The following is an 11,220-nucleotide window of genomic DNA, read 5'->3' as shown; positions in this document are numbered from 1 at the left end:
CTCCATGACTGGCGGCGCTCTGCCGGCTCCAGAAGACGACCGGACTGCGCCGAATTCCAGGGCGGATACAACACCGGTATCCGCCCTGGAATTCGGCTTGCCGCTCGCCTCCTGGAGCTCGCCATAGCACCACCGTCATGGAGTTAGGACCTCTTACAGTGCAACGCTCTGCCGGTACGGCAAAGTAATGTTGCTGATATGGCAAACGATGATCCGGAGATCCTCGCCTCGGTCGGGCCACGCCTGCGGGAGCTGCGTAAACGGCACGGCATCACTCTCAGCCAGCTCGCGGAGAGCACCGGCGTCTCGGTCAGCACCCTGTCGCGGCTGGAGTCCGGGGAGCGCAAGCCGACCCTGGAACTGCTGCTGCCGCTGGCCCGCGCCTACCAGGTACCCCTCGACGAGCTGGTCGGCGCGCCGCCGGTCGGCGACCCGCGCGTGCGGCTGAAGCCGGTGACCCGGCACGGCTCGACGATCGTCCCGCTGACCCAGCAGCCGGGCGGGCCGCAGGCGTACAAGATGGTGATCCCGGTGACCCGGTCCGAGCCGGAGCCACGCACCCACGAGGGCTACGAGTGGCTGTACGTCCTGCGGGGAAAGCTCCGCCTCGTCCTGGCCGAGCATGACCTCGTGCTCAAGGCCGGCGAGGCTGCCGAGTTCGACACCCGGGTGCCGCACTGGTTCGGCAGCACCGGCGACGAGCCGGTCGAGATCCTCAGCCTCTTCGGCCCCCAGGGCGAACGCATGCACATCAGAGCCAAGCCCAAAACCAGTACAAGATAAAGCTTTTGATCTAAAGCTCTTGATCTAACACGAAGTGGCCCGCTGAGAGCGAATCTGGCAAGCATCGGGGCCTCCCACGTACCGGTGTTGTACGTGGGAGGCCCCGATGCGCAGTCCAGATTCGCTCTCAGCGGGTCCAAACGGCCTAGTGCCAGATTCTTAGGGTTACTTTGCCTGTGGTGCTGCTCAGCCGGCTGATTCCCGCCAGGCAGTTCTGGAGGTCCACAGCCGACCCGACCTGCTGCTCGAACGAGCGGCTGCCGGTGAACAGCCCGCCGATCACCTGGCCGCTGAGCGTCACCGTCAGCGTGCTGCCGGAGATGCTGGCGGTGCGGGTGGCCTGGATGGTGCTGCTCTGGCCGTTGTTCCAGTGGATCGTGTACGTCATCACGAAGGTCTGGAGCACCATCTGGCACTGGTCGTTCATGTTGACCGTGATGTTGGTGAACCCGTAGGACAGGTTCGACGTCTGGGACGTGCACGGCCTGTATGTGGTCTTGTACGTGAGCGTCGTCGGGGCGAGCACCGTCGTGAGGGGCGGGTTGAAGGCCGTCACGTTGTAGCTCGGCGGCACACAGCTCGCGTCGATCACCGCGGCCTGGGCCGGGGTGGCGAGCGCCGCGACGCTGCCGGCGACGGCGAGCAGGATTGCGGCAGCGGTTCTGGCTAGCCGGACCATTATGGTCCTCCGATCCGATGTGGAGGGTTGGAGCGACGGGTGGATCGATGCCTGACTATAGGGAAACCGGATGATCAGATATAGATGAATGTCGCAGTGTGGCATGCCTGCCAATGCGATCAGGAATAAGTGATCTCCGAGCTGCCTATTAGGCTCTCGCCATGCGCCTGGAAAAGATCGCGGATGTGGCCGAGGCTGTTTCCGCAACATATGCCGTCCGGCATGATATCGACCGTAATGATTCCTGGTACCTGCTCAAACTCCATGAGGAGGTCGGCGAGCTGACCCAGGCCCACCTCATGCGCTCCGGTCAGGCCCGCGACAAGGGGTACTCGGCGGCGCAGCTGGACGAGGCCTTCCGCTCCGAGCTGGCCGACGTGCTCTGCCAGCTGCTCGTCCTGGCCCGGCACCACGGCGTCGACCTGGCGGCCGAGGTGGAGCGCAAGTGGGGCCCGTGGCACCCGGACCGGCTGGACGCTTCCGGCGGGCTGCGGGATCGGCTGTCAGAATGACGTCTTGACTGGCGTCATCAAAGCCGTCATTGTGAAGTCATGATGACGACTGAGCTGACCGTGCCCGGCTCCGGCCTGCCAGCGGTGATCCGGGAACCGTCCGGCCCGGCCCTCGGCGGCGTGGTCACACTCCACCCGGCCAGCAATCCCGGCCGTGACCAGCCGATCTTCCGGCACCTGGCCGAGACGCTCGTGCCGGCCGGGTACGCCGTCCTCAGCTACGACCGCCGCCAGCACGCCGCCGGTGACGTCCCGTTCGGCGTGCAGGCGGCCGACGCCCGGGCCGCGCACGAGGTACTTCGTGCCCGGCTCGGCGGCGCGCCCTGCGGATTCTGGGCGTACAGCCAGGGCTCGTGGCCGGCCGTGATCGCCGCCGCCGAGGACCCGGGCATCGCGTTCCTGGCGCTGGTCGGCGGGCCGGGAGTGAGCCCGGCAGAGCAGATGCGGTACTCCACGGCCGAGGCGCTTCGCCGTCGCGGGTTCGGCGCGGCCGACATCGCCGAGGCGCTCACCGCGCGGCTCGCGATGGAGCGGCTGCTGCGCGGGACTCTGGGGCGGGCGGAGGCGGAGATCGTGCTTGGCGGGTACAAGGAAAAAGAATGGTTCCCGCACTGCCACCTGCCGGCGGAAATCCCGCCGGGGCCGCTTTCCTGGCCAGACATGGATTTCGATCTGGAACCATTCCTGAGGCGGGCCGGGCAGCCGGTATTGCTGATCTATGGCGAGGACGAGGAATGCGTGCCGGTCGCGGCCAGCATCGACACCTGGCACCGCACCGGCAACCCCGCACTGGAGATCGCCGTGCTGCCCGGGCTCGGCCATTTCCCGGGCGACCGGGCCACCGGCACGCTGAGCCCGGAATACACGAAAGTCCTGGCTACCTGGTTCGGCTCGCTGTCACCAGGGCGCTGAACAGGCGCAGGTCACGGGACTGCTCCGGATGCCACTGCACGCCCAGGTGGAAGGGCAGGCCCGGGTCCTCCAGCGCCTCGATCACCCCGTCGTCAGCCCAGCCCGTGACGGCCAGCTTGCCCGGGTCGGCCACCGACTGGTGATGGTAGGAGTTGATCTCCTCACCCGCTCCGAGGATCGCGTGCACCCGCGAACCCGGTTCGAAACGCGCCTGGTGCCTGCCGAAGACACCGCGCTGCGGCAGGTGCCGCACGCCGCCGATCAGCTCCGGCAGGTGCTGGTGCAGCCGGCCTCCGGTGTGGACGGCCATGAGCTGCATGCCCCGGCAGATACCGAGGACGGGCAGCTCGCCTGCCGCGGCCAGCAGGGCCAGCTCCCCGGCGTCGCGGTCGGCGCGCGTCATGGTCTCCGGGTGCGGCTCCGCGCCGTACAGGGCGGGGGACACGTCGGCCCCGCCCGTCAGCACCAGCCCGTCGAGCCGGGACAGGATCGCCGGGTCGGGATCGGGCGGCAGGACGACCGGGTGGCCGCCGGCCTCCCGGACGCACTCGGTGTAACTGTGCGGGATGACGACCGCCGTGGTGTCCCAGGCCAGCCAGCGGGCGGGCTCCACATACGCGGTGACACCGATCACGGGCCTCATAGCGGGGTCACGTACGCCCCGGTGATGCCGCCGTCCACGACGAACGACGACGCGGTGACGAACGAGGCGTCGTCGCTGGCCAGGAACGCCACGGCCGCCGCGATCTCCTCCGGCTCGGCGAACCGCCCGGCCGGCACGTGCACGAGCCGCCGGGCCGCCCGCTCCGGGTCGGCGGCGAACAGCTCCCTGAGCAGGGGAGTGTTCACCGGCCCCGGGCACAGCGCGTTGACCCGGATACCCTGCCGGGCGAACTGCACACCCAGCTCCCTGCTCATCGCGAGCACCCCGCCCTTCGAGGCGGTGTAGGAGATCTGCGAGGTCGCCGCGCCCATCAGCGCCACGAACGACGCGGTGTTGATGATCGAGCCCCTGCCCTGGGCGAGCATGTGCGGGATGGCGTACTTGCAGCCCAGGTACACGCTCGTCAGGTTGACCCGCTGCACCCGCTCCCACGCGTCGAGCCCGGTGTCCAGGATGGAATCGTCGTCGGGCGGGGAGATCCCCGCGTTGTTGAACACGATGTCCAGCGAGCCCAGCTCGGCTGCCGTCTCCGCGAACAGGTCACGGATGCCGTCCTCCGAGGTCACGTCCACCTCGCGGAACACGCCCCCGGCCTCCTGCGCCGCGGCCTTGCCAGCCTCCGGGTTGATGTCCACCACGACGACCCGCGCGCCCTCGGCCGCGAACCGCCGCACCGTCGCCAGCCCGATCCCGCTGCCCCCGCCGGTCACCACGGCGACCCTGCCGTCCAGCCGCATCTACGCCTCCTCAACACTCATGAACACGTTCCTGACCTCGGTGAACCCGGCCAGCGCGTCCGGCCCGAGCTCGCGGCCCAGACCGGACTGCTTGACCCCGCCGAACGGCGTCCAGTACCGGACGGACGAGTGTGAGTTCACGCTGAGCGTCCCGGCCTGGACGGCCCGCGCCACGCGGACCGCCCGGCTGGCGTCGCGCGTCCACACCGAGGCCGACAGCCCGTACTCGGTGTCGTTGGCCAGCTCCACAGCCTCCGCCTCGTCCGTGAACGGCCGGACCGACACCACGGGGCCGAAGACCTCCTCGTGCCAGGCCCGGTCGCGGCCGGCGGACTCCAGCACCGTCGGCGGGTACCAGAAACCGGGCCCCTCGGGCACCGTGCCCTGGAACAGCGGATCGTCCACATAGGACGCGACCTTGTCCCGGTGCGCGGCGGAGATCAGCGGGCCCATCTCGGTCTCGTCCAGCCCCGGCTGGCCGACCCTGACCCCGCGCACGGCCGGCTCCAGCAGGGCGAGGAACTTGTCGTACACGCTGGCCTGCACGAGCAGCCGCGAGCGCGCGCAGCAGTCCTGCCCGGCGTTGTCGAAGACGGCGTACGGCGCGGTGGCCGCAGCTCGTTCGAGGTCGGCGTCGGCGAAGATGATGTTCGGGTTCTTGCCGCCCAGTTCCAGGGTCAGCCGCTTCACCTGGTCCGCGCACCCGGCCATGATCCGCTTGCCGACAGCAGTGGAACCGGTGAAGCAGATCTTGCGGACGAGCGGATGCGTCACGAACCGCTGCCCGGCGATCGAACCGGCCCCGGGCAGCACGGTGAACACCCCTTCCGGCAGGCCGGCCTCCAGGCCCAGCTCGGCCAGCCGCAGCGCCGTCAGCGGAGTCGCCTCGGCCGGCTTGAGCACGACGGTGTTGCCCGCCGCGAGCGCCGGAGCGAGGCCCCAGCCCGCGATCGGCATCGGGAAGTTCCACGGGACGATCAGCCCGACGACGCCCAGCGGCTCGGCGAAGGTGAAGTCCAGCCCGCCCGGCACCGGGATCTGCCGCCCCACCAGCCGCTCCGGCGCGCCGGAGTAGTAGTCGAGCACGTCGCGCACATTCCGCGCCTCCCACCGGGCATTGCTGATCGTGTGCCCGGCGTTGCGTACCTCAAGCTGGGCGAGCTCCTCCACGTGCTCGTCCACGAGCACGGCGAACCGGCGCAGCAGCCGGGCCCGGTCACCGGGCGCGACGGCACGCCACGACCCGAACGCCTCGTGCGCCCGCCTGATCGCCTCGTCCGTCTCCGCCAGGCTCGCCAGCGGCACGTCCCCGATGAAGTCCTCAGTGGACGGATCAACCAGCCTCACAGCCGCTCGAACCCCCTGACCAGCTCCCAGTCGGTCACCGCCGCGTCGAACGCCGCCAGCTCCACCCGCGCCATGTTCGCGTAGTGCGCGGCGACCTCCGCCCCGAAGGCCTCCTTCACCAGCGGCGAGGACTCCCACAGCGCGAGCGCGTCCCGCAGGGTCGGCGGCACGACGGGGGAGTCGGAGCCATACGCGTTACCAGCGAACTCCTCCTGCTCCGGCGCCGCCCCCAGCAGGCCGTGCAGCGCCCCGGCCACCATCCCGGCCAGGGCCAGGTAGGGATTCACGTCGGCGCCGGGCACCCTGTTCTCCACGCGGAGCGAGACGTCGTGGCCGACGACCCGCAGCGCGCACGTCCGGTTGTCGCGGCCCCAGCGCAGCGCGGTCGGGGCGAAGGAACCCGGCTGGTACCGCTTGTAGGAGTTGATGTTCGGCGCGTAGAGCAGCGCGAAGTCCCGCATCGTCGCCAGCAGCCCCGCCGTGATCCGTGGCAGCAGCCGCTCGGTCACCGCCTCCTCCTCCGCCCACAGGGAGAAGTGGATGTGGCAGGAGTTGCCCTCCCGCTGGTTCGGCTTGGCCATGAAGGTCAGGCTCATGCCCTCCTGGGCCGCGATCTCCTTCGAGCCGGTCTTGTAGAGCACGTGCTGGTCGGCCGTGGTCAGCGCCTCGTCGAACCGGAAGGCGATCTCGTACTGCCCGAGGTTGCACTCGCCCTTCGCGCTCTCCGGGCTCAGCCCGGCAGCCGCCATCTGGGTGCGGATCCGGCGCAGGAGGGGCTCCGCCGGGGAGGTGCCGAGAATGGAATAGTCCACATTGTACCCAGTGGCGGGGCGCAACCCCTGGTAACCGGCCTCCCGCGCCTCCGGGTAGGAGTCCCGGTACAGCACGAACTCCAGCTCCGTCCCCGCCTTCGCCGTGTACCCGGCCTCGCGCAGCAGCCCGAGCTGCCGCTGGAGGATCCGGCGCGGGCTGACCTCGACGGGGTGGCCGTCCGGGTGCTCCAGGTCGGCGAGGACCAGCACGGAGCCCGGCAGCCACGGCAACGGGCGCAGCGTGCCCAGGTCGGGCCGCATGGCCAGGTCGCCGTATCCGCTGTCCCACGAGGACAGCGCGTAGCCGTCCACCGTGTTCATCTCCACGTCCACGGCGAGCAGGTAGTCGCAGCTCTCCGCGCCGTGCCCGAGGACGGTGTCCAGGAAGAACGGCGCGTGGAACCGCTTGCCCTGCAACCGGCCCTGCATGTCGGTGATCGCGACGACCACGGTGTCGATCGCTCCGCTGGCGACCCCGGCTCTCAGCTCGGAGAGTTCCATGTGCACACCCTAGGGCCGATTTAAGATCAAATGAACGCCCCGGTACCCACTCCCGGCGCGCCGCGAAGATCACGCCTCTAGACTGTGCCGGTGCGCCTAGTCTTCGCCGGTACCCCCGAGGTCGCCCTCCCAGCACTCGACGCGATCGCCGCCTCCGGCCGCCACGAGATCGCCGCCGTGCTGACCAGGCCGGACGCGCCGGCCGGGCGGGGCAAGAAACTCATGCGCTCCCCGGCGGGGGCGTGGGCCGACGAGCGTGGCATCGAGGTGCTGACCCCGGTGAAGCCGCGCGAGCCCGGGTTCCAGGCCAGGCTCGCCGAGATCGCCCCCGACTGCGTGCCCGTCGTCGCCTACGGCGCGCTCGTGCCGCAGGCCGCGCTCGACATCCCCCGGCACGGCTGGGTCAACCTGCACTTCTCCCTCCTCCCGGCCTGGCGCGGCGCGGCACCCGTGCAGCACGCGCTGTGGCACGGCGACGAGGTGACGGGGGCGAGCGTCTTCCAGCTCGAAGCCGGGCTCGACACCGGCCCGGTGTTCGGTACCCTCACCGAGACCATCCGCCCGTCCGACACGTCCGGCGACCTCCTGGCCCGGCTCGCGGTCGACGGCGGCAAGCTCCTGGTCGACGTGCTGGACGGGATCGAGGCCGGCGCGCTGCGCGCGGTACCCCAGCCGGCCGACGGCGTCACCCTGGCTCCGAAGATCACGGTCGCGGACGCCGAGGTGGCCTGGGCCGAGCCGGCCTTCGCCGTCGGGCGGCGGGTGCGAGCCTGCACCCCGGCACCGGGAGCCTGGACCACCTTCCGGGGTGAACGGGTCAAACTGGGGCCAGTTAGCCTGGGTACGGGCATCAGCCTGGACGCGGGCGTACTCGCCCCTGGCGAGATCAGGATCGTCGGCAAGAACGACGTGCACATAGGGACGGGAACGACATCAGTACTTCTGGGCGAGGTCAGGGCGCAGGGCAAGAAGCCGATGGCGGCCGGGGCGTGGGCGCGCGGCGTCCGGATCGAGGCGGGCGAGCACCTGGGCTGAACCAGCCACCCCGCGACGACCGGGGCTACGGCGGCCGGTCCGACGACCGCGGCGGCCGTGGCTACCAGGGCCGGGACGACCGGGGTTACCAGGGCCGCGACGACCGCGGTGACCGTGGCGGGCGCAACGCTCGCGCTGACCGCTCGCGGCTCGACGAGCCCCGCCTGATCGCCTTCGAGACGATCCGCGCGGTGAGCCGCAACGACGCCTACGCGAACCTCGCGCTCCCCGCGCTGCTCCGTGACCGCCGCGTCGGCGGGCTCGACGCAGCCTTCGCGACCGAGCTGACCTACGGCACGCTGCGTTCCCTCGGCACCCTCGACAAGATCATCGAGCGGGTGACCGACCGGGAGCCGGACCCCGAGGTCCTCGACGCGCTGCGCATGGGCGCCTACCAGCTGCTCTACACCCGGGTCGCCCCGCACGCCGCCGTGGACACCACGGTCACGCTGGTCCGCGACGCGGCCAACGAGGGCGCCGCCAAGTTCGCCAACGCCGTCCTGCGCCGGATCGCCGAGCGCGACCTCGACGCGTGGCTGAGCGAGATCGCACCCGGTGACAGCCTGGCCGACCTGGCCGTCCGCACCGGGCACCCGGAGTGGATCGTCCGCGCGTTCATGGAGGCGCTCGGCGGGGACCAGGCCGAGGCAGAGCGGGCGCTCGCCGCGGACAACGAACGCCCGCCCGTGCACCTGGCCGCCCGGCCGGGCCGGATCAGCCAGGAAGAGCTGGTCGAGATCACCGGCGGCGAGCCGGGCCGCTGGTCGCCCTACGCTGTGTACCTGCCCAGCGGCGACCCCGGTGCACTGCACGCCGTCCGCGTCGGCCAGGCCCACGTCCAGGATGAGGGCAGCCAGCTCGTCGCCACCGCCGTCGCGAACGTGCCGGTCGAGGGCCGCGACGACCGCTGGCTCGACCTGTGCGCAGGCCCCGGCGGCAAGGCGGGCCTGCTGGGCTCGATCGCGGCCGGCCGGCAGGCCGACGTGCTCGCCGTCGAGGTCACCGAGCACCGGGCCCACCTCGTGGAGAAGGCCACGCGCGGCCTGCCCGTCTGGGTGAAGCACGCCGACGGCCGCACGGTCGGCGAGGACCCGGATCTGGTGGAGGAGGGCTTCGACCGCGTACTGGTCGACGCGCCCTGCACCGGCCTCGGCGCGCTCCGCCGCCGCCCGGAGGCCCGCTGGCGCCGCCAGCCCTCCGACCTGCCCGCGCTCGGCAAGCTCCAGCGGGAGCTGCTGGCTGCCGCGCTGCGCGCTGTGCGGCCGGGTGGCGTCGTCGGGTACGTGACGTGCTCGCCGCACGTCACCGAGACCCGGATGACGGTGCTGGAGACGCTGCGCCGCAGCCCGGTACCGGCCGAGCTGCTGGACGCCCGCGAGTGGCTGCCGGGCGACCTGCCGCACCTCGGCGAGATGGTGCAGCTGTGGCCGCACCGGCACGGTACCGACGCCATGTTCCTGGCGATCCTCCGCCGGAGGTAGGTACCCGCAGGGTCCACGGGCGCGGGAGCCGAAAGATCAAGACACGCGCCCGTGACACTGCTCACGGGTGAACGCCAGGCAACGCTCCGTAGAATGCAGGCGTGTCCTACGTGATCGCGCCGAGCATCCTGTCCGCTGACTTCGCGCACCTCGCCGACGAGGTGCGCTCGATCGAGGGGGCCGCGGACTGGGCGCACGTGGACGTCATGGACAACCACTTCGTGCCCAACCTGACCTTCGGGCTCCCGGTCGTCAAGAGCCTGCTGGCCGCGACGTCCCTCCCGCTGGACTGCCACCTGATGATCGAGGACCCGGCCCGCTGGGCTCCCGGTTACGCGGAGGCCGGCGCGTACAACGTGACCTTCCACGCCGAAGCGAGCCGTGACCCGGCAGCGGTCGCCAGGGACATCCGGGCCGCTGGCTCGCTGGCCGGGCTGGCCATCGACCGCGACACGCCGCTGGAGCCGTACCTGGAGATCCTGCCGGCCTTCGACACCCTCCTGATCATGACGATCAAGGCCGGGTTCGGCGGGCAGGCCTTCATCCCCGAGCTGCTGGACAAGGTCCGGCAGGCCCGCAAGCACGTGGCGGCCGGGCACCTGTCGATCCGGATCGAGGTGGACGGCGGGATCAACGCCGACACCATCGGCCTGGCTGCCGAGGCGGGGGCTGACGCCTTCGTCGCCGGTACCGCCGTGTACGGCGAGGCCGACAGGGCAGCTGCGGTGGCCTCCCTGCGCGACCTGGCGTTAGCGGCGGCGCAGTCTCGATGATCAGGGTTGTCCGGCGGAGCACGCTGCGGGAGCTGCGCGAGGCGTCCCCGCTGACCGGGCTGCCGGGCAACACGCGGATCCGCAGGGAGCTGTCCGGGCGGATCTCCGCGCACCAGCCGTTCGCGCTGTGCCACCTGGACATCGACCGGTTCAAGAGCGTCAACGACACGTACGGCTTCGTGCGCGGCGACGAGCTGATCCTGCTGCTCGCCGCCGTGCTGCGCCGGACGGCCGCCGGGGAGTTCATCGGGCACGTCGGCGGGGACGACTTCGTGGTGATCTGCGGGCCCCGGCGGGCCGAGGCACTGCTGAACGCCACGATCACCGAGTTCGAACGGCGGGTACCGGCTGTCTACGACCCGGCGCACGCCCAGCAGGGCTACCTGACCACAGTGGACCGCCGTGGCGAGACCCGGAAGTGGGAGCTGGCCACCCTGTCCGTCGGCGTCGCCACCTCCGAGCACCGCAGGTACGCCGACCCGGCGGAGGTGGTCTCCGCCGCCGCCGAGATGAAGTCGGTCGCCAAGCGCGAGCCCGGCTCGCACGTCGCCGTCGACCGCCGGCGCACCTGAGTACCGGTTAGCCGGTCAGCGCCAGGTCGTGCAACGGGACGCGACGTACCGCGTGACGCCGCCGTAGATCACCTTGTCCCAGAAGCGGGAGTCGCCCCCGCACTGGTTGTAGAGCCCGCCGGTGACGAGCGTGCAGCCAGAGCTGGGGCACGGCAGTGACTGGCCGGCCTGCATCTGGCCGACCGAGGTGTAGCCGGTGCCGGGGCCGGTGCGGATGTTCAGCCCGTTCACCGTGGAGTACACCCGGGTCGCGAGGAGGGCCTGGCCCTCGGCGGCTGGCTCTGCGGACGCGGGGCTCGCGCCGAGCACGCCAGCCGTCGCGGCGAACATCAGGGTTGCTGCGAGTACTGAGACGCGTTTCATGTGTGCCACCTCCAAGTAATCGACAAGCGTCGATACTATCGATGGCCAC

The 11,220-nt window shown here is 71.0% G+C and carries 13 protein-coding genes; 7 read left to right on the top strand and 6 right to left on the bottom strand.

What is annotated here, in order from left to right; genetic code table 11:
• Positions 1-198: 198 nt before the first annotated feature.
• Positions 199-783: a helix-turn-helix domain-containing protein gene (locus tag A3G1_RS0113915; RefSeq protein WP_018350086.1), complete on the top strand. Its 585-nt coding sequence runs from the start codon at positions 199-201 to the stop codon at positions 781-783.
• Between the two features lie 145 nt (positions 784-928).
• On the opposite strand, the gene A3G1_RS0113910 is transcribed toward A3G1_RS0113915, so the two are convergent.
• Positions 929-1,462 carry a hypothetical protein gene (locus tag A3G1_RS0113910; protein ID WP_018350085.1) on the bottom strand — a complete coding sequence of 178 codons (534 nt, stop codon included), beginning with the start codon at positions 1,460-1,462 and terminating at the stop codon, positions 929-931.
• Positions 1,463-1,623: 161 nt separating this feature from the next.
• Here A3G1_RS0113910 and A3G1_RS0113905 point away from each other — a divergent pair, with 161 nt between their 5' ends.
• Both A3G1_RS0113905 and A3G1_RS34850 read left to right on the top strand, forming a co-directional pair.
• Positions 1,624-1,974, top strand: a complete 351-nt coding sequence (locus A3G1_RS0113905) for a nucleoside triphosphate pyrophosphohydrolase family protein (RefSeq protein ID WP_018350084.1) — start codon at positions 1,624-1,626, stop codon at positions 1,972-1,974.
• 39 nt (positions 1,975-2,013) lie between these two features.
• The gene (locus A3G1_RS34850; RefSeq protein ID WP_051110529.1) at positions 2,014-2,886 is read left to right on the top strand and encodes an alpha/beta fold hydrolase; all 873 of its coding nucleotides are present in this window, start codon (positions 2,014-2,016) and stop codon (positions 2,884-2,886) included.
• Here A3G1_RS34850 and A3G1_RS0113895 read toward each other — a convergent pair.
• From A3G1_RS0113895 to A3G1_RS0113880, 4 genes are read right to left on the bottom strand one after another with little or no spacing between them, the layout of a single operon-like run.
• Positions 2,852-3,529 carry a gamma-glutamyl-gamma-aminobutyrate hydrolase family protein gene (locus A3G1_RS0113895; RefSeq protein ID WP_026212117.1) on the bottom strand — a complete coding sequence of 226 codons (678 nt, stop codon included), beginning with the start codon at positions 3,527-3,529 and terminating at the stop codon, positions 2,852-2,854. The genes A3G1_RS34850 and A3G1_RS0113895 overlap by 35 nt on opposite strands.
• A complete protein-coding gene (locus A3G1_RS0113890; protein WP_018350081.1) occupies positions 3,526-4,287 on the bottom strand; it encodes a 3-oxoacyl-ACP reductase in 762 nt (253 codons plus the stop codon). The genes A3G1_RS0113895 and A3G1_RS0113890 overlap by 4 nt, the downstream gene beginning before the upstream one ends.
• Positions 4,288-5,634, bottom strand: coding sequence for an aldehyde dehydrogenase family protein (locus tag A3G1_RS0113885; RefSeq protein ID WP_018350080.1), 1,347 nt, complete (start codon positions 5,632-5,634; stop codon positions 4,288-4,290). It abuts the gene before it with no gap.
• Positions 5,631-6,947 carry a glutamine synthetase family protein gene (locus A3G1_RS0113880; RefSeq protein WP_018350079.1) on the bottom strand — a complete coding sequence of 439 codons (1,317 nt, stop codon included), beginning with the start codon at positions 6,945-6,947 and terminating at the stop codon, positions 5,631-5,633. The genes A3G1_RS0113885 and A3G1_RS0113880 overlap by 4 nt, the downstream gene beginning before the upstream one ends.
• Positions 6,948-7,037: 90 nt before the next feature.
• Here A3G1_RS0113880 and fmt point away from each other — a divergent pair, with 90 nt between their 5' ends.
• From fmt to A3G1_RS34845, 4 genes are all read left to right on the top strand, one after another.
• On the top strand, positions 7,038-7,982 hold the full coding sequence (gene fmt, locus A3G1_RS0113875; RefSeq protein WP_018350078.1) for a methionyl-tRNA formyltransferase: 945 nt from the start codon (positions 7,038-7,040) through the stop codon (positions 7,980-7,982).
• The gene (locus A3G1_RS0113870; RefSeq protein WP_018350077.1) at positions 7,937-9,463 is read left to right on the top strand and encodes an RsmB/NOP family class I SAM-dependent RNA methyltransferase; all 1,527 of its coding nucleotides are present in this window, start codon (positions 7,937-7,939) and stop codon (positions 9,461-9,463) included. Before fmt ends, A3G1_RS0113870 begins: the two co-directional genes overlap by 46 nt.
• Before the next feature lie 101 nt (positions 9,464-9,564).
• Positions 9,565-10,236 (top strand): ribulose-phosphate 3-epimerase, encoded by a 672-nt coding sequence (gene rpe, locus A3G1_RS0113865; RefSeq protein ID WP_018350076.1) that lies wholly within the window; start codon positions 9,565-9,567, stop codon positions 10,234-10,236.
• Entirely contained in the window at positions 10,233-10,808 is a 576-nt protein-coding gene (locus tag A3G1_RS34845; RefSeq protein ID WP_018350075.1) for a GGDEF domain-containing protein, read from the top strand. Before rpe ends, A3G1_RS34845 begins: the two co-directional genes overlap by 4 nt.
• A gap of 15 nt (positions 10,809-10,823) precedes the next feature.
• Here the strand turns inward: A3G1_RS34845 and A3G1_RS34840 are convergent, their stop codons facing one another.
• Positions 10,824-11,171 (bottom strand): SH3 domain-containing protein, encoded by a 348-nt coding sequence (locus A3G1_RS34840; protein ID WP_157641134.1) that lies wholly within the window; start codon positions 11,169-11,171, stop codon positions 10,824-10,826.
• Positions 11,172-11,220: the final 49 nt, after the last annotated feature.

Origin of the sequence: Longispora albida DSM 44784, assembly GCF_000379825.1 — a bacterium.
GTDB classification, from domain to species: domain Bacteria; phylum Actinomycetota; class Actinomycetes; order Mycobacteriales; family Micromonosporaceae; genus Longispora; species Longispora albida.
The sequence above is the reverse complement of the archived record's forward strand: the minus strand, read 5'-3'. Positions and strand labels throughout refer to the sequence as shown.

Excerpts from the sequence above, each read along its gene's own strand:
- A3G1_RS0113915 (WP_018350086.1), top strand. The coding sequence starts at position 199 with ATGGCAAACGATGATCCGGAGATCCTCGCCTCGGTCGGGCCACGCCTG.
- A3G1_RS0113910 (WP_018350085.1), bottom strand. The coding sequence starts at position 1,462 with ATGGTCCGGCTAGCCAGAACCGCTGCCGCAATCCTGCTCGCCGTCGCC.
- A3G1_RS0113905 (WP_018350084.1), top strand. The coding sequence starts at position 1,624 with ATGCGCCTGGAAAAGATCGCGGATGTGGCCGAGGCTGTTTCCGCAACA.
- A3G1_RS34850 (WP_051110529.1), top strand. The coding sequence starts at position 2,014 with ATGATGACGACTGAGCTGACCGTGCCCGGCTCCGGCCTGCCAGCGGTG.
- A3G1_RS0113895 (WP_026212117.1), bottom strand. The coding sequence starts at position 3,529 with ATGAGGCCCGTGATCGGTGTCACCGCGTATGTGGAGCCCGCCCGCTGG.
- A3G1_RS0113890 (WP_018350081.1), bottom strand. The coding sequence starts at position 4,287 with ATGCGGCTGGACGGCAGGGTCGCCGTGGTGACCGGCGGGGGCAGCGGG.
- A3G1_RS0113880 (WP_018350079.1), bottom strand. The coding sequence starts at position 6,947 with ATGGAACTCTCCGAGCTGAGAGCCGGGGTCGCCAGCGGAGCGATCGAC.
- A3G1_RS34845 (WP_018350075.1), top strand. The coding sequence starts at position 10,233 with ATGATCAGGGTTGTCCGGCGGAGCACGCTGCGGGAGCTGCGCGAGGCG.
- A3G1_RS34840 (WP_157641134.1), bottom strand. The coding sequence starts at position 11,171 with ATGAAACGCGTCTCAGTACTCGCAGCAACCCTGATGTTCGCCGCGACG.